The sequence below is a fragment of the Paraperibacillus esterisolvens genome (assembly GCF_046237625.1).
In the GTDB taxonomy this organism is placed as follows: Bacteria; Bacillota; Bacilli; order Bacillales; family DSM-1321; genus Paraperibacillus; species Paraperibacillus esterisolvens.
Map to the genome: position 1 here is coordinate 3,473,149 of NZ_CP143545.1, position 20,784 is coordinate 3,493,932.

A 20,784-nucleotide genomic window follows, 5' to 3' on the forward strand; every position below is an offset into this window, starting at 1 on the left:
GTTTAGATATTGATATCTTTCTACCCCTGTGAATCAGGGGAAAATTGAATGGAGAGGCGGCTTTCTATGACTGAAAATAAAATGGGATTTACCGAAAGGACGGCACGTAAATGGCTTGAGGAACGAGGCATCACCATTAAGGATATCGCCGAACTCGTCATGTACCTGCAGAGCAAGTATCATCCCAATCTGCAGATGGCAGACTGCATGCATAATGTCGAGCGGGTTCTAAGCAAACGAGAAGTGCAGAATGCGATATTAACTGGGATACAGCTTGATACTCTGGCGGAAAAAAAACTGCTGGACCACCCTCTGCAATCCATCATAGAAAGTGATGAAGGACTTTACGGAGTCGATGAAATCCTTGCATTTTCTATCGTTAATGTTTATGGATCCATTGGATTCACCAATTATGGATTTATAGATAAACAAAAACCATTAATACTAAAGCAATTGAATGATAAAAGCTCAGGAAAGTGCCACACTTTTCTCGATGATATCGTCGGGGCCATCGCTGCCGCCGCCTCAAGCCGGCTGGCCCACCGTTCTGCCGGCACTTCCTGACCAAAAAAGGGAGAGGCCCACATTCGGCCATCTCCCCTAAAAGATTAATCCTTGCTGAGTTCTCCAATCAAGGCAGGCAGCCACTCATGAAGGTCATCAAATTCAAATCCGGCATTCTTCGCCTTTGAATTATCCATATACCAGGATTCACTTATCCCAAAAGGAGACATCTGTTCCTCTTTGGTTATAGGCTGAATCAATGCTTCCTTCCCTGTCGCTTCCTCCAGCAGGTCAAATAGTGTGCTGAGGGATATCTCACCGTCTGAACAGGCATTTACCGGGCCTTCCAGACCGCTCTTCCCAAGCCAGAGGAGAAAACGGGCAGCTTCGTCCGAATGTATGAACGAGATCAAGGCTTCCCTGTTCGGCACTCCGATTGCCATATCCTTCTTTATATTTTCTATATGGAAATGAAGCCTCTTTGTGTAATCATCCGGCCCAAGGACAATAGGAAATCGCACAGCATTTACCGGAAAACGTGCCTGCTGATAGAACACAGCCTCCGCCCGCCTTTTCCCTTCTCCGTAAGTTATACTGTCTTCATCTGCCGGCTCCAATTTATACGAATACGGATCAAAATCCTGTTCCTTTTTCTGTTCCGGCCCAAATTCATAAACAGACAGTGAGGACGTGAAGATATACTTCTTCACCCTGCCTTCAAAAATTCGGGATGCTTCAAGCGCGTCCGTGTCTGTATAACAAATATTGTCATAAATAATATCATAAACGTTTCCTGCCGCAGCCTTTTCCAGCTCCTCCGGGATGGTCCTGTCTGCCCTGATCCTTTTGACCCTGTCCCCAAAGGAATCTTCCGTGATGCCTCTAGTAACAATCGTGACCTCGCTGCCTTCATCAAGCAGCATGGATACCAGCTTCTTCCCGAAAAAGCGTGTGCCGCCCAAAACTAATACCTTTGTCATTACTGCCTCCTGATAACCATTTTTCTTACTACTATGTCATGGTTGTAAATTCCCTGTCAATTATCCGGCGAAAAAAAATAGCAGCCCCTGTATAAGGGCTGCCCAGGCTTTAAGCAAACTTCCATAAATCCAGGGTATTCACTGTATAAGTAGGCTTTACTTCGTAGTTTTTCAACAGCTCTGGCGTAGTTACACCTGTATGCACAAGAAGGGTATCAATTCCAGAGTTGATGCCTGCCAATATATCTGTATCATAATAATCTCCGACCATAATGGTTTCTTCCTTCTTCGTCCCAAGCACCTTCAGGGCCTGATCCACTATAATGGATTCCGGCTTTCCGATGAATGTCGGCTTAATCCCGGTCGATACGGCCACAACGGAAGTCAGTGAGCCGTTCCCCGGCAGAAAGCCCCGTTCTGTGGGAAGCGCAATATCTGCATTTGTAGAAATAAAGAAGGCGCCTTTCCGGACCGCAAGACACGCTGCTGCCAGTTTTTCATATGTGATGCCGCGGTCGATCCCCATTACGACAAAGTCGGGATTGTCCTCCTCAAATGTAAAGCCCTTTTCTTCAAGCGCATTCCGAATCCCTTCCTCCCCTATTACATAGACGGAAGCCCCCGACTTTTTTTCATGAATAAAATTGGCAGTGGCCATACTGGTCGTGAAGACCTGGTGATCCTTGGCCGGTATGTCAAAGTCGCGGAGCTTCTGGGCGACCTGCCCGGGTGTCCGCGAAGAATTGTTTGTCACAAATAAATAGGGAATTCCTTTCTTCCTGAGCTGGGAAATAAAATCGCCCGCTTCTTCAATAACTTCTGTCCCCCGGTATATGGTTCCATCCAAATCAATTAAATAGCCTTTGTATTCCTTCAACTGGAAAAGACCTCCTTATATAATCTGCTTATCCAAGTTAACATAAACGGTGCCAATAGTGCTAAGAGTTCGTCCTGACTCGCCCTGGGCATAAGACATCATATAGCCAGCCTTTACAAAATACACCTCTAAAGAACAAGCCTGCTGAACATAGTCTGCAGGCTTGCAAGGAATTTATTCGTTTTTAAAAGCAGAGACCGGGCCGAGTTCATTCAGCAGGTAATCCCTGATGTTCCCGGGAAACGTTTTATATGCCGGCATAGCCTGCTGCATTCCCGACATGAGTTCCTCCTGGGACAGCAGTACATAATCCTGGATGAGCATCTTGCGGAGCGGGATGGTCATCCTGAATGATTGTGCCATGCCGGAATCCAAAACGGCTTCATCCTCCAATATATCGATGATATCTTCAAAGCTTCCTGGATCCCTCATAATGAATCCGTCGATCATGGCATTGCCGACATCAAGGACAGCATCAATCATCGTCTGGGATACCCTTTGAGCCGCATAGGCCTTTATGGATCCTGCGGCTGCATGTCCACCCTCTGATACTTCCTCGAACATGTTTATCTGGTTTTCTAGAAAGCGGAGTGTCTGTTCAATTTTTTCACGATCTACGAAATACAATGTAAATGCTCCTTTCTGTATGTCGTTCTTAAAGATGCAGGAACCGCTTACAGTAAATGATTAAGGCATCAGGCATGGGCCATTTTGGCCGGCTTTGCATAGAAATAGCCCTGTGCCAGGTCCACCTTGTTCCTCGTCAGCACGCTCGCCTCTTCTTCAGTTTCAATACCTTCGGCAACCACAACCGAGCCCGCTTCCCTCGCAATCAGCAAAAGGCCTTTCAGCATGGACTCCTTTACTGTATTATGATGGATATCCCGAATAACCGTACGGTCGATTTTTATGATGTCCGGCATGATTTCACTTATAGTATGAAGGCTTGCATAGCCTGCCCCCGTATCATCCACCGCTATCCTGAAGCCTAATTCCTTCAATTCCTTGATATTTCCCGGAAGGCCGGCAATTTCATCAATATTATCTCTTTCCGTCACTTCAATCACGATCCGGACGGGGGAAACTTTTTTATATTTGTCCAGAAGCCCCATCATATCCTTTACAAACCGCGAGCTGCCAAGGGTAACAGGAGTGAAATTTATAAATACGTCAAGAGGATCCTCCCCAGAGGAAATATGTTCAAAAGATTTTTCCAGCACAATCATTTCCAGGTCATACAGGCGGTTCGTCTGCCTGGCCACTGTAAACAGGGCAAGAGGGCTTTCAAGCATGGTGCCCCTTGGCCCCCTCGTCAGGATTTCATGGGCCTTAATCCGCTGGGATGCTACATCTATTATTGGCTGTGAGAGCAGACGTATATCCTTTTTTTCAACGATTCGGCCCATCTGGAACAGCATTTGATTGAATTCTGTATGAATTTTTTGTTCCGCCATCGCCCCAGCCTGTCTATGGGCCCGTGAGAGTGCGTCTGATACAGTAAATGCGTTTTTCTCAACGAACATATACCCAGAGTCGAACTGTGCGCTAACATCAGGAAAAGCCGCTTCAAGTGCAGCCTGAGCCTTTTCGAGCACCAGACTTGCAGCAGCATCTATATCATCCAGGACCTGTTTCTGTGAATTCATTTTAAGAATTAATGTGATTCCATCACTATTATAATCATGGACAGCCAAAATGTCTTGCCTTAAGATATTCATCTTTATGACCTCAGCAAACGATGCTTTAAGAAATAGAAGGTATTCTCCGAACCGCTCCTCTCCCAGCTCCTCGGCAATCTGCCTTCGATTTTTAATATTGAACACAATAACACCCACTTCACTCCCATGCCTGAATGCCCTTTTAGCCGAGGAAACCAGGGTATCCCTCAGAATAAACTGAGGCGGATAAAAGCGCAGGGTTGAATGGGGAAAAAATATCTTTATCCATTTTCCTATACTCTTTATAAACCGCGTGTGTATTTGAGTCAAAATGCCCATTCCTTTCACTGAACACAGAAGTTATATAGTCATTTTATCACAATCCAATCGAAGAAGTACCCAGAAGTGAAAAACCTCGACCCATTATACACTGGGTGCTTCTGTCTGATAAAATGAAAGGAAAAAGAGGAGGAATTCCCTTGGACAGCCGTTTTTTTTTATATGATGACACAATAGAGGCAAAGACAAGATTTGTAAGCTTTGCCGGCGAGAACAGCCGGTTTGATCTGGCAATCATTACAACCAGCCGCTTTTATGGCAAACAGCTGGTACTTGACCTTCAGAGCAGCAGGTTCGCCATCATTGGCAGTGATGATCTTGCTGAGGAAGGCTACTTGGAACATATATTCCAGCTATCTGAGGATGAAGCGGCCGAGCTCCATTCATTTTTGGAAGAAATCGTCTAGTTCAAACCCCGTATAATGGGTAACCCTAAAGGCATCCCAATTAAGGAGGCCGATTATGCCCGAAAGAAAAGAACTGGACTTCGCAAATGTTGAGAAAACCATGAATTATCTCACAGCAGAAGAATTTCCTGAAGGTCCCTACGGAGCGCCATTTCATGAAGATGAACCAGTTCAAAACAAAAGCAGCGAATGGAGAGAAGGCCAGCGTTTCTACAGTGCCTTCAACTATGAAAACAAAACACTTCATGAAGGTATGCAGCGGAAAATTGATCCATCCCATCCTCCGCATGATGATAAGAACCGCAGCGAGCAGCCGCCATACACCGGGACTGGAAATAGTTAGGCTTATACAGGGTGTCTCAAAAATTATTTTGGGGCACCCTCATTTTTTGATTTATAGAACCTGAAGGATGGCTGTTTGAAGGGGTCACAAAGGCAAAAAAACCTGTCCGCTTCATGGACAGGGATGCTTCTTCCTCACTTCTTAATTTTTTTTACTACAAAATATGGACAGCCAAAGTTGCAGTATTCATAAAGATACTCAGATAAGGTGCTGATTTTCGTATCGAAAGCTGCTTTTTGGTTTTGGTCGTCAAAGAAGCCTTTCAGCCTGAGCTGACCATAACCCCAGTCACCAAGGATATAGTCATATTTATTTAAAATTTCACTATAACGGGACCGGAACGCCTCTTCATTGAATCCGTCGCTTCTTTCGTCCACCAGCTCATATACGGAATTGTTTATTTCTATCATTATTGTACGTCACCTCTTATCGTAAAGCCTATTAACAAAATTATAACTTATTCTCCACCAATTTCTAAACGAATTTTATTAAAATCTGGTCAATCTATTGGAAAGGAGGTGCCAGGATGAAAAAATCCTTATCAGCACTTTGTCTGGGCTTGCTATTAATCCTTTCTGCCTGTTCCTCAAGAGGAAACCTGGACAATGGAAACAATGATAATCCATTTAAGAATACATCCCGTACTAATGAGACAAAGAACATCAATCAAAATTATAATGTCGACAATCATAATAACGATAAATCAAGCCGGGATTTCGGCTTTGTACGCTTGAGCCGGACGGTCGTGAACGGGGAGACCGTCGGCAGCAAGGATCGTATCCGCCTGGACAGGGAGCAGCTGGCTGACATCATTACCCGTCTGGCCGTTCAGAATCCTCAGATCGATGAGGCAGCAACCCTTGTAACCGATGAAGAAGCACTTATTGCCTATAAGACCGGCAGCGAGAATCGTGAGGAAGCAGCCGACCAAGTAAAACGGACGGCCATGTCTGTCCTCCCCCGCTATTTCCATGTTTACGTGACGGACAATCCCGGTTTGATGCAGAACATTGAGAACTTTGCCGATTTGAACACCCACACAGATGATATTAACTATATGCTTCAAAAAACCATCGTTCAAATGAAAAGATCTCCGCAGGGTAAGACAGTCATTCCCGGCGAAAATGCAAATGGCGAGACAAAAGCTGACATGAATGCCGGCTCCAAGGAAGATTAGAGTGATTTACCAGTCATTTATTAAACAAAGGGATGCAAACTAACCCCATGATTTCAAAGTAAAGGAGTATGGAAGTGCGCTATTTATATGTATGGATATCAGGGGTTATCGCCTTTTGTTTTATATACCTTCCTGGAGCGGCCTCAGCTGCCATTGCTCCTGATGAACAGAAAACCAAAACGCGGATGGCCCTGTATGAGTATATTGAAACCACAGCTAATATCCCATGGTATTTTATTGCCGCCGTCGACCAGTATGAACACAGTGTGAGGAATTCCCGCCGCGATCTTCCTGACTCACAGGGACCGGTTGGAATGAGAATAGAACCGGGCAGCTGGGCAGGGATCATGAATCCGGACCCCTGGGATCAAAACCCTGCATCCATCAGTTTCTGGGGCGGCTTAGGTGCAGATGGAAACGGGGATGGAAAAGCAAGTATAAAACGGGACGAAGATCTCCTGTATGCCATGGCTTCCTACCTGCTTAAATATGGAAATGACGAGGGGAATTTCAGGATCGGGCTCTGGAATTATTACCGCCGCGACAAAGCAGTCGGGATCATCATGGGAAATGCCAGACTGTTTAAGGCTTATGGAACGGTCAATCTCAATAAGAAGGCTTTTCCCGTGCCAGTCAGGACCCATTACACATACAGAAGTACATGGGGATCAGCCCGGGGATGGGGAGGCAGAAGATCGCATGAAGGCACCGATATTTTTGCGGATTATGGACTTCCTGTCCGTTCTACATGCTATGGAATCATTGAAATGAAAGGCTGGAACAAATTTGGCGGCTGGAGGATCGGCATCCGTGATATCAATAATACTTATCACTATTTTGCCCACCTCAACGGCTTTGCAAAAGGCTTGCAGGCAGGCCAGATCGTCGAGCCCGGCACACTCATCGGCGGGGTCGGCTCCACCGGGTACGGCCCCCCGGGCACATCAGGAAAATTCCCGCCTCATCTGCACTATGGACTCTATAAAGACAACGGCCGGCTGGAATGGGCCTTTGATCCCTATCCACTGCTTAGGGTATGGGAAAGAAGAGAAATTCAGGAAAAAAGAATACACCACCAATAAAACTCCCTTTTGGGAGTTTTATTAATTATGTTAGGTTTTATAACATTAGTAAAAAAATATTCTGTCTTTTTTGGTAATTTGTACTTGAATTTTTCCATCAAGCTAATTAAGATAAGAAATATAACAAATGTATGTTATAAAACATAACATAACAAAAAAGGGGAAATGACCATGCTGAATGATTCCGTTTTTATGTTCTTTTGCACTCTCCTCGTCTGGCTTATGACGCCAGGCATTGCTTTATTTTACGGAGGGATGGTAAGGAGCAAGAATGTATTAAGCACCGCCATGCACAGCTATATTACGATGGCCGTGGTGACGATCATCTGGATTACCGCAGGTTATTCTTTATCCTTTTCACCGGGTGGAAATGCCATAGTCGGAAACTTCGACTGGTTCGGTTTGAATGGCGTGGATTTTAAACCTAATGCTGATTATAGCGAGACGATACCGCACAGCTTGTTCATGATGTTTCAGCTCACCTTTGCTGTTTTGACGACTGCCCTCATTTCAGGGGCTGTAGCAGAAAGGATGAAGTTTTCGGCATTCATAACCTTTACTGTCCTCTGGTCTCTCCTTGCCTACGCACCCGTAGCACACTGGGTATGGGGAGTCGGGGGCTGGCTGCGGGAACTTGGGGCACTTGATTTTGCAGGAGGAAACGTGGTTCATATTTCATCTGGAGTGACCGGGCTGGTCCTGGCTATATACCTTGGGAAGAGGAAAGAATCCGAAACGAGCACCCCCCATAATCTGCCGTTGACAGTCCTGGGCGGATCACTGATATGGTTTGGGTGGTACGGATTCAATGTAGGGAGCGCCTTGACTTTAAATGAGATTGCGATGACAGTGTTTATTAATACGGCGGCGGCAGCGGCGGCGGGAATCATCGGCTGGCTGCTGGTTGAATGGAAGGCAAATAAGAAGCCCACCATGCTCGGATCAATATCAGGCGCCATTTCGGGACTTGTGGCCATCACACCTGCATGCGGATTTGTAACGACAGCTTCGTCCATCATCATTGGATTGATCGGAGGAGCGGTTTGCTTCTGGGGTGTTTTCTCCCTCAAGAAAAAGCTTGGGTATGACGATACTCTCGATGCCTTTGGCCTTCATGGGATTGGAGGCACATGGGGAGGCATTGCGACCGGACTGTTCGCCACAACAAGTGTGAACGAAGCGGGTGCTGACGGTGTATTTTATGGAAACGCCGCCCTTCTTTTCAAACAGCTGGCCGGAATAGGGGCGACCTATATATTTGTTGCTCTCGTAACCTTCATTATCATCAAAGGGATCCACCTTGTGATGCCGGTCCGGGTCAACGAAGAAGAAGAATCCATTGGGCTGGACCTTACCCTCCACGGTGAGAGGGCCTATCACGAATCAAATTTATAGGAGCTGATAGTAGTGGATAAGCTTACTAAGATAGAAATCATTACCCGCCCTTCCAAGTTCGAAGCACTAAAGCAGGAATTAGCAAAGATAGATGTAAGCGGGCTTACCGTAACCAGCGCCCTCGGCTGCGGCCTCCAAAAAGGATTAACAGAAAATTACCGGGGCATCAAACGGGAAATTAATATGATTGAGCGGATAAAAGTAGAGATCGTAGTGTGCAAAGTGCCAGTAGAAGCTGTAGTGGAAGCCGCAAGAAAGATCTGCCACACCGGCAAGCCCGGTGACGGCAAGATATTCATCTATGAGATAGCCAATGCCATAAAAATCAGGACTGGGGAAGAGTCGTGCGCAGCCCTGCAGAATGACCGGTAAACCCTATTTTTCTCGAGTATGTTCCCTCTTCTGTTACACACAATAAAAGAAGACATCCTAAAGGAGTGAAGAACATGGAGCAATCGCTAGCTTATCTTCGGGAAATTCTTTCTGGACATACCGATTCAGGAGATGCCGTGGGCGACCGGCTTTACCATATCGTATCCTCGGACAGATTTTCATCAGAGGAGACATTTGTCGATGCGTTGACAGCAGAGGAAAATGACTATCTGAACCAGATTCTTTCAGAAGCGATCCATTATTCAAAACAGGAAGGCGATTTTGAAAGATCCAGGCAGCTGAATAAGGTATACGAGCTGCTGTTCACTTATTAACGCATAAGAGGCTGGCCTTTGGCCAGCCTCTTATGCGTTCGGAATTAACCTTCCCGCCCGGTCACTCCGGGGGAATAATCGGTCTTTTTATTGTTGGAATGCGAGTGGGGATCATTGGGGCTGACGTGATCATCATGTCCGGTCCCCGGGTAGACTGTTTTATGTTTTTGCTGAATATCATTAAATTTTTCAAAGTCCTGATTGACCATTGATAGGCCTCCCTCGCTTAAGTCTTGGAATTAGTATCGCTCCCCCTCTCACTTTGTATCCCCAGATCCCGCTGGAATCGGAAACATATCGCATACATAAATAAGAGCCCGGAGACCGAAAATAAAATAACGATAGAGATAGAAAGGAGCAAACTGAATGCTATCTCCCGAACAGCTTCAAAAATTAAAATCGGCATTGACAAATAACAAGAAAGAAATTGAAGAACATCTTCAAAAAAATGATAAGCTGGGATTCGAATGGAGATTTCCCCAGGAGAGTGTATCAGAGCTCTCAGCATATGATAACCATCCAGGCGACCTTGGCACAGAGCTTTATGAAAGGGAAAAGGATTTGGCATTATGGGAGCATTATAAGCTGGAGTACTCTCACATAACCAATGCCCTGCAAGCCATGGAGGAGGGAACATATGGCATCTGCAAAGTCTGCGGTGATGATATCCCAGCAGAACGGCTGGAAGCTATGCCAAGCACCTTATACTGCATAAAGGACGCCGATCAGTTTGCAGCTGTCGGAAGGCCGCTTGAGGAGGGAGTGCTTATGCCTCCTTTCGGTAAATTCGATATGGATGAGCAGGACGAAAACGTCGCTTATGACGCCGAGGATGCCTGGCAGGATGCCGCCGAGCATGGAACCTCAAACTCTCCATCCGATTTCTGGCAGCCCAAGAACCTTTACGGCGATATGTATAATGAGGCGGAAGAACAAATCGGCTATGTAGAGGCTTATGAAAATTTTGTCGGAGTGGATATGTATGGAAAGAATATAACCATCTATCCGAATGAACGCCACGAGGAATACGAAGCCCTGTTAGATGAAGAAGACCTGATGACCGCATTTGGAGATCTGCCCCCGGGCGAAAAGGATCCCTATACAGAAGATGAGGAAACGTAAAGCAAAAGAGAGGATGCCCTATTTAGGGCATTTTCTTTTTTATTTCACTCTTGCTTCAGCATATAAGTTTTTTCTGATAAAACCAGGGTGCTGCAGGCTTATAGAGTTGCGCTTATTTTTCTGATATTGTTCACTTCAGCAGCCACTTTTTTATCAAAAGAACTACATGTTCACTGCAAGCTGGACATTGGCCCTGTATCTGTTGCCATTTACGTGTGGAAGTCGCTGATTTACTTGCAGAATCCGCAGACTTACTTGCAGATATCGAGGTTTACTTGCGGAAGCCACAGATTTACTTGCCGTTTCCGGCTGGCCTGCCAGCGGCACAGCAAAGCCCGGAGGAAATAACTCCGGACTGTGTTTTCCCAACTTATAAACTGGCTCCGTTTCTTTCAAGTCAGACCATCTTCAGGAGCGCCTCTCTCACCGGCATCCCTTTTGATATTCCTGCACTCTCAGCCTCATATGTGACCGATTCCAGCACTGCATCGAGAAGCTCATCAAGCGTCCTGACTCCCACGGCCCTTCCTGCAAGAATCCTCCTCCCGGTAAGCCGCTCATTGAGGAGTCCGATATCGAGTGCCCCGCACATGATATATCCTTTATCCGAAGAAATGGCAAGCAGCGTGGTTTTCGGCAATTCTACCGAGGTTCCCATAAAGGTCATACCATCGATGACTATAGGCTTTAAGCTGATCATACTGCACCGCCTCGCTTTTTATACAATCATATGAGCAAAAGGCGGAAGCGGTGAATCAAAGGCCCTTGATTTTCTCAAGGAGTATATCCCTTAGGAACTCAGGCATAAGGTAGGTTTTATCCTGCAGGTCCCGCAGGACAGGAAAGAACCGGCCAAAGGTGAACATATCAGGGATGGCAAGCCTGTACACAGAAGAGTCCTTAAGAACCTGGCCATCGATGAATATATCATTGCCGAGGAATGTAATTTTATCATACACCATGTTTCCCATTACTTTCCCCCGGAAGCCAAGACCCGTGATCTGCATTTCCGGCCATTCTTCAGCCCGGGACTGTATAAGAATCTCACGCAGTATTTCTCCATTCAATTCAACGAGGCAGGGATTGATGGGATGGGGACATATCCTGTGCAGATCAAACCTGGACACCCCGCCCGCAGGAAGGCTGTCGAGCACAAGGCCGGCATTCAGAAAGGCACAATCCGCTTTACACCATTCCCTGAGACCCTCACATAAAAGACGAGGAAGGTCTGAAGGCATGAACCAATCACAGGTAAGATTGATGGGTACATCTGCTTCCACCGAGCTCAGCGACTCCTTCCCGATTTCAAAGAGCCTTCCGGCATATTCCGCATCATCGGGTGACTCATCCAGCGTGTGAGTCTCATATACCCTTGCCCTTTTTCTCATTCCTTCTCCATCTAATTTAATCTCCACATGCCCTACATAGTAGCCGTATTTACCAGCTCCGCATATCAGGGTGCTGCCTGCCTCCCTGCCTTCATGAAGCACATGGTGTGTATGCGCACCCAGGATTACATCGATACCGGGGAATTTCCCGGCAATCTTCTCATCCTCGTGCAGGCCAAGGTGGGAAAGGAGGACTATCAAATCTGTTTTCCCCGCAAGCCCCGCCAGCTCCTTTTGTATCGCCTCGATGGGATCAGTGATTGTCCATCCCAGAAGTGCATAATATTTTTCATAAAAGGCTGTAACTCCTATTAAGCCAATCCTGCTCCCTCTTTGTGTCTGATGGATATAAGAAGGCAGAGCCCAGTCTGGCCTTCTTCCATCTTCATAAAAGATATTGGCGGCCAGCACAGTAAAGGAAGCTTCGTCATAAAGCTCATCCAGCTTGTCATGCGGCAGTGTTATCCCTTCATTATTCCCGATGGCGGCATATTGATAGCCGGCTTTATTCAGGAGGGAGGTGTTGGCTTTCCCAAACGTTCCTTCAGTCAATGGATGCACCCGGTCAATATGGTCACCGATGTCCATGACGATCACTTCATCTCCCTCTGACAAATGCCACTTCTTTCTTGTTTCAAGGAACCGGCCGATCCTTGGCCAGTAATCAAAATGGCTGTGCAGGTCATTCGTATGATAGATATGAATTCTTTCTTCCATAAATAACTTCCTTACTGCTTATATCTGGATGCTTCCGTTACAGGAGGTCAAGCTGCCTCGATGATAAGCCTTTATATTCGATTCCAAGTATTTCAATTATTTGCTTAGCATTATCGGCTGCATCCCCGCCCGAATTATTGTTGAAAAGGACAAATACATCTTCCGTCTCTTCATGGAGCGCCCTGATCTGCTCCGCAAGCTCAGTAAGCTCCTTATGATTGTAACGGTAAAGGTATCTGACTTCCCTCCATTTATCCCCGGCTGCAGGTTTAGTCCAGCCATGCACATTCCGCCCGTGAAGCCTCATCAGGGTCTTCTTTTTATCCGTTGCCTTAAGGATCAGGGGCACCGAGCCTTCCCCTGCCTGCGGTTCATCACAGACGGTGTGGATCCACCCTTCCGACTCCATGAACTGCAGGGTTTTTTCCTTGAAAGGAGGGGAATACCAGGACTGGTTCCTGAATTCCAGGGCAAGCGGCAGGCCGCCCATTTCTTTTCTGCAATAGCGGAGAGTTTCTACATTTTCCTTACTGCAGTCAAACCATGGCGGAAACTGAAAAAGGATCATGGCAAGCTTTCCTGCCTCCTGAAAAGGCTGCACAGAATCCCTGAATGCAGCAAACATTTCCTCCCTGCTGTCAAAGGGGATTTTTCCGCGCTGATGTCCCGTCATGCCCTGATAGGCCTTCACAATGAATTGAAAACCGGCAGGTACACTTGCAATCCACCTTTCAACATTCCGCTTCGGCTGTACCGCATAAAACGAAGCATCTACTTCTACAGCCGGAAAATGGCCGCCATATTCTTTTAATTTATCCTTTGCTGCCATTTTATCGGGGTAAATTGAGTCGTGATCTCCCCAGCCAGTGACTCCGATATAGATCATAAGGTACCCTCTCACCTCAAGTTTTTGGTTTATTATAGCACAGGTACCCTGGAGGGCTCATTGTTAAAACATGTCTGTCATTTTCGGGGGGAAAAGCACGTTATAGAGTGTGCACAGAGGGTATCAGAGTAGAGTTGTCCCAGTAAAGATATTAACACCAAAGGGGGAGCTGCATACATGTTCGGACCGAATGATTTCTGGAAGTTCTTCTCTGCTTTCTTTTTAATCTTCCCTATGGTGACCCTAATCCATTTGTCTGGCCACATTTTCTTTGTTGCCCTGTTTGGCGGTAAAGATAAAAAGATCGTAGTCGGCTGTGGAAAAGTGCTTTTTTCTTTTTGGAAACTGGAATTCAGGACTTTTTATTTCTGGAGCGGGGGCTGTGAATTCACAAGCCTTAGATGGAATAACCAGATTACCAATTCCCTCATCTTCCTAGGTGGAGCGCTTTTTAACCTGTTAAGCATCATGGTTACAAACTTTCTGATTACTTCCAATTATATGGAAGCCAATGTCTGGACTTACCAATTCCAATACTTCTCTTTCAACACTATGTTTTTTGCTCTATTTCCGATGGACTTCCCGAATGGGACTCCCAGTGATGGAAGAGCACTTTGGCTTCTCTGGAAACATCATCAGAGTAAATATCAGACCGACGACCTTATCTTTAAGGCGGAAGAAGAAATAGAGGAATTAGAAGAAACAGCAGATAAATTAGATGATAAGGCAGAAGATTTGAAAAGAAAAAATCATCTAAAACAGTAAAGCGCAGCCTCCAGGCAGACAACTGATTATAGGCGCGCTTTTTGGGTCAGTGGAATTTATTCAGGTAATGACTCAGGGCAAGCAAAGGAAATACATGCCGGTAACTGTGATAATGGATATAAAAAAAGCCAGCCATTCCCTGCCCTGCTGGATATCTGCTGGTCCAGTCTTCGTCCCTGCCGTGTTTGATCAAATAGGAAACGGCTCTGCGGACGGCAGCATCCGGTTCCTCCTTTACGGAAACGAGGGCATCCAGGGCCCATGCAGTATGTGTCAGTGTGCTTGCCTGAAGCGGGATATACGTCTTATGGATATCACTCAGGCAGGACTCTCCCCAGCCGCCGTCTTCATTCTGGATTTTCTGAAGCCACTTCTCTGCCCTCTTGATTCTGGCTGACCGGGGTGATTCACCGGCAGCCGTCAGCCCGGTTAAGGCGGCCCATGTTCCGTAAATATAGCAGATCCCCCACCGTCCATACCAGGAACCATTTGCTTCCTGATGGCGGTGCAGCCATTTGACGGCAGACTTGATCGAAAAGCCAGGAAGCTTCTGATTGACATAGTTGCCCAGGAATTCAAGAGTCCTTCCGGTCAAGTCTGGAGTTGAGGGGTCAGTAAGAATGAATTCAGCCCCTTGGATCGGCAGGAGATGCAGGAGCTTCTTATCCACATTCCGTTCAAAAGCCGGCCAGCCGCCATCATCATTCTGCATGGATACGGTATACTGCAGACCCCGCCGCCAGCCTTCATCAATCAAAGCCCGGTTTCCGTAAACAGCCCTTAGAGAAGCTGTTGTATCATCCACGTCTGGATTTATCTTGTTTAAATCTGAAAAGCCCCATCCTCCAGGCAGTGCAGATGGATTTCGTATCATCCAGTCTCCATATTGATGATGCTGCCGCGATCTCAGATATAAATTGGCTTTTTCAACAGCAGAGTCGGTATGCGCCACACCGCCCTCCTGGAGTGCATGACTGATCAGCGCTGTGTTCCAGACATTGGCTGTTGTATACTGCATATGCAGCTTCCCTTCAATTCTGCAGGCCATCCCTTTTAATCCACCCAGCGCAGCCATGATGACTTTATCTTCTTTTGGGATGCCCAATGCGATTAAGGCAAGGATCATATAGAAGGTAGAGCTGAAATAATTGTACAGAGTGCCATCGGCTTCTAAATGTCCATTCATATACTTTATCGCAGCATCCTCTGCAAGCCTCCTGAGATGCCCGGGGAGACCGGCCAATGCCTTCACACCCCCTGCAACCGCACCAAACAGACTCCTGGCTTCCCCGCTCCTGAATTCTTCCCAGTCACTGCCGCGCCCCCCGTCTTTCAGGTGCGTTAAATCAGGTGTGGCTGGAACAATCACCTGAAATTTTCTATTTCCCAGAACCAGGATTGGGATAATATTCGACCTGCCAAAAACGGATATATCATAAATGCTGACGATAAATGAAGAGGGCAGCAGGATTGCTTCAAGCGGTACAGGAAAGACAGCGGGCCACTTATATTGACCCGTTAATGCAAGGAGGATTTTTGTATACATGCCTGCACTTGCCAGACCGCCCCTCGACATGATGAACCGCCTGGCCCTGATCATCGCAGGATCACTCTTTTTCCTGATTCCGCTGAACAGCAGGGCATAATAACATTCAATGCTGAGGGAGGTATTTCCATCCCGCTCATCACGGAACAGCTTCCAGGCTCCATTTTCCTCCTGCCTGCTTTCAATCCTTTCAGCCAGTCCTTTTATGAGCTCCGCTTCCTCCTGCCCCAGCAGTTTCAGCAGGATAATCATATAGGCATCCGTTATCAGCCCGGTCTCAAAAGGATAATCCCATGACCCATCCTCCAATTGGTCGTGCTTCAGCTTAGAAATCAGCCGTTCTATTTCATCCCTTACTTCTTTTGTCATACAGCCACCTCCCCCTCAATGCCTTCTTACATTGTATGGGGGATAGGTTGGTCAATATTTACTATTCCTTCTGTTTAAGATGCCTGTTGATACCCGGTTTCCGGAAAAGGGGACTTAATCAAGAAAGACCTTGGATAAAAGAATACCAACGTCTTTCTGCAGGGTCGCCGGTATTTTCAAGATCTCTCATACTCTATATGATATTATCTATCTTTATTTATCCTTCTTGAAGTGATGAACCGGACGGATTTCAATGCGCCAGCCAAATTCTTCCCCTTTGTCAACTTGTGCTGCAGGATGAAGCGATGCCAGCTGAATCGCCTCATCCATGCTCTCTGCTTCAAAAATGAATATGCTGCCAATCATCTCTTTCGCTTCTGTAAACGGGCCATCTGTTACGACTACCTTGCCGTCCACACGGCGCAGGCTTTTGCTTTCAGACTCCAGTCCTGCATCAACCAGCACCTCTCCGCTTTCATAAAAATTATCAAGGTGATGCTGGCATTCATTCATTACAGCCTCAATCTCTGCGCTTGGGCGTGCATCCATTGCTTCGCGGTTGAAATACCCCATACATAAAAATATCATTATTACCACTCCTGTTTTACTCAAATTTTTTGTATCTATTAATACAACGAACTGTAAACTGAAAAGTCGACTAAACTTTAATTTTTATTTCATACAATTTTCAGCCTGTTTGAATAGAAACTTCTGCTCTTGTATATTTTGCGTTAACGAAGCGGCGCGCTGAAACTCACTGAATGCTTCCCTCTTTCTTCCCAGTTTTAAAAGAAAGTCAGCCTTCACGCTCGGAAGCAGATGATAGCCCTTCAATGCGGGATCCAATTGCAGAGAATTAACAATCTCCAGCCCTGCTTCTGTTCCATTCACCATCGATATAGCAATTGCCCGGTTCAGTTCAACGACTGGAGAAGGAGCAGCTTCTGCAAGTGCATCATAAAGAGCAGTAATCCGCTTCCAATCCGTCTTTTCCGGTGAGGCAGCTTTGGCATGGCAGGCAGCTATGGATGCTTGTAAAACATATATTCCAAATGATCCTCCCAGGTCTTCAGCTCTTTTCAGAGAGGCCATGCCCCGGCTGATGTGTTTCTGATTCCACAACGAACGGTCTTGATTAAGCAGCAAAATCATTTCACCATCTGCATTCGTTCGTGCTTTAAAACGGGAAGCTTGTATTTCCATGAGAGCAGCAAGTCCATGAACTTCCGGTTCGGCAGGAATGAGTTCCGCCAAGACCCTCGCCATTCTTAACGCTTCATGACAAAGGTTCGTTCGCATCAGATAATCACCTGAGGAAGCCAGATACCCTTCATTGAACATGAGATAAATGACTTCCAGAACAGAGGAGAGCCTTTCCTTGTAAACTGTTTTATCAGGAGTCCCAAAAGGAACTTTGGCCGCTGATAGTGTTCGTTTTGCTCTCACAATCCGCTGGGCAATGGTGGGTTCGGGTACCAGGTACGCTAATGCGATTTCTTCTGCCGTCAGTCCCCCAACCAATCTCAGAGTTAGTGCTGTACGGGCATTTTTGGATAATACCGGATGACATGTCATAAAAATAAGACGCAGCATATTATCCCTGATATCTTCTTCATTATCAGCCCAGTCTGGCTCGTAATGTGTGTTTATTTCAAAGGCTAATTGTTCATATTTTTGTTTTAGTAATTTCTTTCGGCGAAGCACGTCAATAGCTTTTCTTTTGGCCGCAGCCATCAGCCATGCGCCAGGGTTATCCGGAATACCTGAGAGTGGCCAGCGTTCAAGCGCTATAACCAGGGTGTCTTGCGCAATATCTTCCGCAATGCTCAAATCCCTCACCATTCGAGTAATCGTTCCAATTATTTTGCCTGATTCCGTCCTCCAAACCGATTCAATCCAATGGCGGCTGAAATCACTCATAAGTTTGTTCCTCCTTTTTCCATCCTTATAAAGACAAAAAACAGAACTTGTTTATAACGGTAAGATTATTTAAATGTTTTATAACCACTTTTATTCAATTAAAAGCCGCCTATCTCCTTCCAGGAATGTACTTCTATTATTCTCAGCATATATTCCATAGTTTGATTCAAACATACCCCTTACCGGCTAACAAAACTTGATTTGCCTCCCGCTCCGCGCAACCAGACTGGAAGATAAAAAAGAGCCTGGAATATTTCCAGGCTCCCTTGATTTTATATTTTAGCATCCGTGATATCAACGGAGTCCCAAGTTCCCCTGACCTCCATCCGTTTTTTCGCCCTAAGTTTGTAGTAAACATAGCATGCCGCCATAAAAGGAATTCCGCAGTACAAGGAAATCCTTTGTTCTTCAATGAAAGCAAGACTGATGATGACTGCAGAGTTTGCGATGATGGCGAGAATCGGAACCAACGGATAGAATGGTGTCTTGTATTTAATATCCTCGATTCTTCCCCCGTTTTTCAGGAAATGCTTTCTGCCCAGCAGATTGGACACAGCAATCGACAGCCAGATGAAAACTGCGCCAAACCCGGCAATCGAAAGAAGCCATAAATAGACCGTTTCTTCTGCGAAAATTCCCGACAGCAGCGATAGACACCCGACCCCAAGACTAACCGTCAGCGCGAGCATAGGCACCCCCCGCTTATTGAGTTTTGCAAAGGCAGGGCTGATCATTCCTTGATTGGACATGGACCACAGCATTCGGGAGGTCGCATATAATCCTGAGTTGGCGACCGAGAGCACAGCGGTGATGATAACAAAATTCATGATATCTGCGGCATAAGGAATGCCAATGCCCTCAAACACTGTAACAAAAGGACTCTCTACAAGATCCGCCTTCTGCCATGGAAATAACGCAGACAAAATGAACATGGAAAGGATAAAGAAAATAAAGATCCTCCATGCCGTGCTATTGATGGCCTTCGGCACCGTTTTCTCCGGCTCTTCACTTTCACCGGCCGCAATGCCCACAAGCTCAGTGCCCTGAAAGGAAAAGTTAACCGCAATCATCGTTACCAAGATTGCTGTAATGCCATTCGGGAAGAGCCCGCCATTGCCTGTAAAATTGGAAAGATAGGGTGCAGGCTGGCCATCCATCTGCAGCCATCCAAACACGGCCGCTCCCCCCACGATAATGAAGACGATGATTGTTACGACCTTGATTCCCGCAAACCAAAATTCCACTTCAGCAAAACTTTTGGTGGACAATGCATTGACCAGGAATAGCAGCAGGGTGAACACCACACACCACACCCATGTCGATACATCCGGGAACCAGCGCTTCATCAGCATGCTGACCGTTATCAGCTCAAGCCCGATCGTGACAGCCCAGTTCAGCCAGGACATCCAGCCGACAACATAGCCCGCTGATGGTGAGATATACTTTGAGGCATAAGTTTGGTAGGAGCCGGCATCAGGGAGCCGGACAGCAAGCTCTCCAAGGCAGAGCATGGTCAAGTACATGACAAATCCGCCCCACAGATAAGCAGCCAGTGCACCGCCTGGGCCTGCTTCATGAATGGTGTAGCCGGAACTCATAAATAAACCTGTCCCGATCACCCCGCCTAAAGCTATCATTAAAATATGGCGCCTTTTTAGTTCCCGCTTCAAGACTGAATTTTCCACAATGAATCCTCCCTTTGATTGTAAGCGCTTTACAAAAACCCTAAACCTTTTGAACCAAGCAGACTGACTTCCGTTCCAGGCGCTGGCTTTCAGCGCGGCATGGGGTGAGCCTCCTTGGCTTTTCCTTGTACCGCTGCTCCCGGAAAGGCGGAGAACGGTGCTTTTCATACTGAACAGAATGGATGCAGAATAAAGATATATTCTTATAGAACCCACTTACTTTTTGAAAAGCAGCGACCAGATAAAGAAGACAGAAGCTTAGTCGCACTTATGCAAAAGCCTTGGATTTGCAGGTCCAAAGTCTCAAAGCCCCATCAGAAGTCCCGCATCTTACACTCCAGTCAGCCTTGTTTAACGATGAATATTCTCGTTAGAACATTTTGTTAAAACCTACCTTATAAAAAAGATAAATAATCAGGTCTTGCTTTCCTATTAGTATATTCTGATAATTTTTAATTTAACTTATTTATCATAAATACGCAAGGAACAATTGCTTTAGGTCTTTTGTTACAGCATATTATCTATCCACTTTTTTCAGCAGGCTGTCATTTTACTATATTAATAGAATATACACAAATAAAAACATGAACAGAACTCAACCTATTTATGAAACTTATATAACCACCTTGATAATTGTGGACATGATGAATAGTTATCAGGAATGATAAATAATTATAATGCTTATGCTGAAAAAGACTGATAGTTCTTTATTCCCGATTTTCTGCAAGTCAGCTGAGAAAAATAAATTCCCCGCTCTATGGAAAAAAAAAGACCTCCTTTCAGGAGGTCTTACCTGCTGTACCCTTTTATATAGTTTTTTACATCACCTGCTTAAACTTGGCATCTCCAGCTCAACGGCTTCAGGCCTGCACAGGATGTTCTCATTTAAGGCTTTGTCATGTTCCTGTATCTTAGTC

At 46.0% G+C, this 20,784-nt stretch carries 23 protein-coding genes; 10 read left to right on the top strand and 13 right to left on the bottom strand.

Annotated features, from left to right (window positions below; all coding sequences use genetic code 11):
- Nucleotides 1–66: 66 nt before the first annotated feature.
- Nucleotides 67–564, top strand: coding sequence for a phosphatidylglycerophosphatase A (locus V1501_RS17570; protein ID WP_409290121.1), 498 nt, complete (start codon nucleotides 67–69; stop codon nucleotides 562–564).
- A gap of 44 nt (nucleotides 565–608) precedes the next feature.
- Here V1501_RS17570 and V1501_RS17575 read toward each other — a convergent pair whose 3' ends face one another.
- The 4 genes from V1501_RS17575 to V1501_RS17590 form a co-directional block, all read right to left on the bottom strand.
- Entirely contained in the window at nucleotides 609–1,484 is an 876-nt protein-coding gene (locus V1501_RS17575; protein ID WP_409290123.1) for an NAD-dependent epimerase/dehydratase family protein, read from the bottom strand.
- Between the two features lie 109 nt (nucleotides 1,485–1,593).
- On the bottom strand, nucleotides 1,594–2,361 hold the full coding sequence (locus V1501_RS17580) for a TIGR01457 family HAD-type hydrolase (protein ID WP_409290125.1): 768 nt from the start codon (nucleotides 2,359–2,361) through the stop codon (nucleotides 1,594–1,596).
- A gap of 174 nt (nucleotides 2,362–2,535) precedes the next feature.
- Nucleotides 2,536–2,988 (bottom strand): DUF86 domain-containing protein, encoded by a 453-nt coding sequence (locus V1501_RS17585; RefSeq protein WP_409290127.1) that lies wholly within the window; start codon nucleotides 2,986–2,988, stop codon nucleotides 2,536–2,538.
- 68 nt (nucleotides 2,989–3,056) lie between these two features.
- Nucleotides 3,057–4,184, bottom strand: coding sequence for an EAL domain-containing protein (locus V1501_RS17590; protein WP_409290129.1), 1,128 nt, complete (start codon nucleotides 4,182–4,184; stop codon nucleotides 3,057–3,059).
- Nucleotides 4,185–4,498: 314 nt separating this feature from the next.
- On the opposite strand from V1501_RS17590, the gene V1501_RS17595 reads away from it, so the two are divergent.
- Nucleotides 4,499–4,765 carry a DUF3055 domain-containing protein gene (locus tag V1501_RS17595; protein ID WP_409290131.1) on the top strand — a complete coding sequence of 89 codons (267 nt, stop codon included), beginning with the start codon at nucleotides 4,499–4,501 and terminating at the stop codon, nucleotides 4,763–4,765.
- 55 nt (nucleotides 4,766–4,820) lie between these two features.
- Complete coding sequence (locus V1501_RS17600; protein WP_409290133.1) at nucleotides 4,821–5,108, top strand: cytosolic protein; 288 nt, start codon at nucleotides 4,821–4,823, stop codon at nucleotides 5,106–5,108.
- Between the two features lie 134 nt (nucleotides 5,109–5,242).
- On the opposite strand, the gene V1501_RS17605 is transcribed toward V1501_RS17600, so the two are convergent.
- A complete protein-coding gene (locus tag V1501_RS17605) occupies nucleotides 5,243–5,518 on the bottom strand; it encodes a YutD family protein (RefSeq protein ID WP_409290135.1) in 276 nt (91 codons plus the stop codon).
- 116 nt (nucleotides 5,519–5,634) lie between these two features.
- Here V1501_RS17605 and V1501_RS17610 point away from each other — a divergent pair, with 116 nt between their 5' ends.
- The 5 genes from V1501_RS17610 (at nucleotide 5,635) to V1501_RS17630 (ending at nucleotide 9,469) form a co-directional block, all read left to right on the top strand.
- On the top strand, nucleotides 5,635–6,285 hold the full coding sequence (locus V1501_RS17610) for a YhcN/YlaJ family sporulation lipoprotein (protein WP_409290137.1): 651 nt from the start codon (nucleotides 5,635–5,637) through the stop codon (nucleotides 6,283–6,285).
- A 68-nt stretch (nucleotides 6,286–6,353) separates the two neighbouring features.
- The gene (locus V1501_RS17615) at nucleotides 6,354–7,367 is read left to right on the top strand and encodes a M23 family metallopeptidase (RefSeq protein WP_409290139.1); all 1,014 of its coding nucleotides are present in this window, start codon (nucleotides 6,354–6,356) and stop codon (nucleotides 7,365–7,367) included.
- Nucleotides 7,368–7,538: 171 nt separating this feature from the next.
- The gene (locus V1501_RS17620) at nucleotides 7,539–8,762 is read left to right on the top strand and encodes an ammonium transporter (protein ID WP_409290140.1); all 1,224 of its coding nucleotides are present in this window, start codon (nucleotides 7,539–7,541) and stop codon (nucleotides 8,760–8,762) included.
- 12 nt (nucleotides 8,763–8,774) lie between these two features.
- Nucleotides 8,775–9,134, top strand: a complete 360-nt coding sequence (locus tag V1501_RS17625; protein WP_409290142.1) for a P-II family nitrogen regulator — start codon at nucleotides 8,775–8,777, stop codon at nucleotides 9,132–9,134.
- A gap of 74 nt (nucleotides 9,135–9,208) precedes the next feature.
- Nucleotides 9,209–9,469 (top strand): sporulation protein, encoded by a 261-nt coding sequence (locus V1501_RS17630; RefSeq protein WP_409290144.1) that lies wholly within the window; start codon nucleotides 9,209–9,211, stop codon nucleotides 9,467–9,469.
- A gap of 44 nt (nucleotides 9,470–9,513) precedes the next feature.
- Here the strand turns inward: V1501_RS17630 and V1501_RS17635 are convergent, their stop codons facing one another.
- Nucleotides 9,514–9,678, bottom strand: a complete 165-nt coding sequence (locus V1501_RS17635) for a hypothetical protein (RefSeq protein ID WP_409290146.1) — start codon at nucleotides 9,676–9,678, stop codon at nucleotides 9,514–9,516.
- A gap of 157 nt (nucleotides 9,679–9,835) precedes the next feature.
- Between V1501_RS17635 and V1501_RS17640 the strand changes: the two genes are divergently transcribed.
- The gene (locus V1501_RS17640) at nucleotides 9,836–10,591 is read left to right on the top strand and encodes a TraR/DksA C4-type zinc finger protein (protein WP_409290148.1); all 756 of its coding nucleotides are present in this window, start codon (nucleotides 9,836–9,838) and stop codon (nucleotides 10,589–10,591) included.
- A 397-nt stretch (nucleotides 10,592–10,988) separates the two neighbouring features.
- Here the strand turns inward: V1501_RS17640 and V1501_RS17645 are convergent, their stop codons facing one another.
- The 3 genes from V1501_RS17645 to V1501_RS17655 are packed head-to-tail and all read right to left on the bottom strand — an operon-like array spanning nucleotide 10,989 to nucleotide 13,582.
- Nucleotides 10,989–11,291 carry a YunC family protein gene (locus V1501_RS17645; RefSeq protein ID WP_409290150.1) on the bottom strand — a complete coding sequence of 101 codons (303 nt, stop codon included), beginning with the start codon at nucleotides 11,289–11,291 and terminating at the stop codon, nucleotides 10,989–10,991.
- 55 nt (nucleotides 11,292–11,346) lie between these two features.
- Entirely contained in the window at nucleotides 11,347–12,696 is a 1,350-nt protein-coding gene (locus V1501_RS17650; RefSeq protein WP_409290152.1) for a bifunctional metallophosphatase/5'-nucleotidase, read from the bottom strand.
- A 37-nt stretch (nucleotides 12,697–12,733) separates the two neighbouring features.
- The gene (locus V1501_RS17655) at nucleotides 12,734–13,582 is read right to left on the bottom strand and encodes a DUF72 domain-containing protein (RefSeq protein ID WP_409290154.1); all 849 of its coding nucleotides are present in this window, start codon (nucleotides 13,580–13,582) and stop codon (nucleotides 12,734–12,736) included.
- Between the two features lie 177 nt (nucleotides 13,583–13,759).
- Between V1501_RS17655 and V1501_RS17660 the strand changes: the two genes are divergently transcribed.
- Nucleotides 13,760–14,347 carry a hypothetical protein gene (locus V1501_RS17660; RefSeq protein ID WP_409290156.1) on the top strand — a complete coding sequence of 196 codons (588 nt, stop codon included), beginning with the start codon at nucleotides 13,760–13,762 and terminating at the stop codon, nucleotides 14,345–14,347.
- Between the two features lie 46 nt (nucleotides 14,348–14,393).
- On the opposite strand, the gene V1501_RS17665 is transcribed toward V1501_RS17660, so the two are convergent.
- The 4 genes from V1501_RS17665 to V1501_RS17680 form a co-directional block, all read right to left on the bottom strand.
- Nucleotides 14,394–16,262, bottom strand: coding sequence for a prenyltransferase/squalene oxidase repeat-containing protein (locus V1501_RS17665; RefSeq protein WP_409290158.1), 1,869 nt, complete (start codon nucleotides 16,260–16,262; stop codon nucleotides 14,394–14,396).
- A gap of 213 nt (nucleotides 16,263–16,475) precedes the next feature.
- Entirely contained in the window at nucleotides 16,476–16,850 is a 375-nt protein-coding gene (locus V1501_RS17670) for a YciI family protein (RefSeq protein ID WP_409290160.1), read from the bottom strand.
- Between the two features lie 84 nt (nucleotides 16,851–16,934).
- On the bottom strand, nucleotides 16,935–18,182 hold the full coding sequence (locus V1501_RS17675; protein WP_409290161.1) for an RNA polymerase sigma factor: 1,248 nt from the start codon (nucleotides 18,180–18,182) through the stop codon (nucleotides 16,935–16,937).
- 272 nt (nucleotides 18,183–18,454) lie between these two features.
- Complete coding sequence (locus V1501_RS17680) at nucleotides 18,455–19,819, bottom strand: amino acid permease (protein ID WP_409293442.1); 1,365 nt, start codon at nucleotides 19,817–19,819, stop codon at nucleotides 18,455–18,457.
- Nucleotides 19,820–20,784 lie beyond the last annotated feature (965 nt).

Coding starts and splice junctions, on each gene's coding strand:
- V1501_RS17570 (WP_409290121.1), top strand. CDS start 67: ATGACTGAAAATAAAATGGGATTTACCGAAAGGACGGCACGTAAATGG.
- V1501_RS17575 (WP_409290123.1), bottom strand. CDS start 1,484: ATGACAAAGGTATTAGTTTTGGGCGGCACACGCTTTTTCGGGAAGAAG.
- V1501_RS17600 (WP_409290133.1), top strand. CDS start 4,821: ATGCCCGAAAGAAAAGAACTGGACTTCGCAAATGTTGAGAAAACCATG.
- V1501_RS17605 (WP_409290135.1), bottom strand. CDS start 5,518: ATGATAGAAATAAACAATTCCGTATATGAGCTGGTGGACGAAAGAAGC.
- V1501_RS17610 (WP_409290137.1), top strand. CDS start 5,635: ATGAAAAAATCCTTATCAGCACTTTGTCTGGGCTTGCTATTAATCCTT.
- V1501_RS17615 (WP_409290139.1), top strand. CDS start 6,354: ATGGAAGTGCGCTATTTATATGTATGGATATCAGGGGTTATCGCCTTT.
- V1501_RS17620 (WP_409290140.1), top strand. CDS start 7,539: ATGCTGAATGATTCCGTTTTTATGTTCTTTTGCACTCTCCTCGTCTGG.
- V1501_RS17630 (WP_409290144.1), top strand. CDS start 9,209: ATGGAGCAATCGCTAGCTTATCTTCGGGAAATTCTTTCTGGACATACC.
- V1501_RS17635 (WP_409290146.1), bottom strand. CDS start 9,678: ATGGTCAATCAGGACTTTGAAAAATTTAATGATATTCAGCAAAAACAT.
- V1501_RS17640 (WP_409290148.1), top strand. CDS start 9,836: ATGCTATCTCCCGAACAGCTTCAAAAATTAAAATCGGCATTGACAAAT.
- V1501_RS17645 (WP_409290150.1), bottom strand. CDS start 11,291: ATGATCAGCTTAAAGCCTATAGTCATCGATGGTATGACCTTTATGGGA.
- V1501_RS17650 (WP_409290152.1), bottom strand. CDS start 12,696: ATGGAAGAAAGAATTCATATCTATCATACGAATGACCTGCACAGCCAT.
- V1501_RS17655 (WP_409290154.1), bottom strand. CDS start 13,582: ATGATCTATATCGGAGTCACTGGCTGGGGAGATCACGACTCAATTTAC.
- V1501_RS17660 (WP_409290156.1), top strand. CDS start 13,760: ATGTTCGGACCGAATGATTTCTGGAAGTTCTTCTCTGCTTTCTTTTTA.
- V1501_RS17665 (WP_409290158.1), bottom strand. CDS start 16,262: ATGACAAAAGAAGTAAGGGATGAAATAGAACGGCTGATTTCTAAGCTG.
- V1501_RS17670 (WP_409290160.1), bottom strand. CDS start 16,850: ATGATATTTTTATGTATGGGGTATTTCAACCGCGAAGCAATGGATGCA.
- V1501_RS17675 (WP_409290161.1), bottom strand. CDS start 18,182: ATGAGTGATTTCAGCCGCCATTGGATTGAATCGGTTTGGAGGACGGAA.
- V1501_RS17680 (WP_409293442.1), bottom strand. CDS start 19,819: ATGATAGCTTTAGGCGGGGTGATCGGGACAGGTTTATTTATGAGTTCC.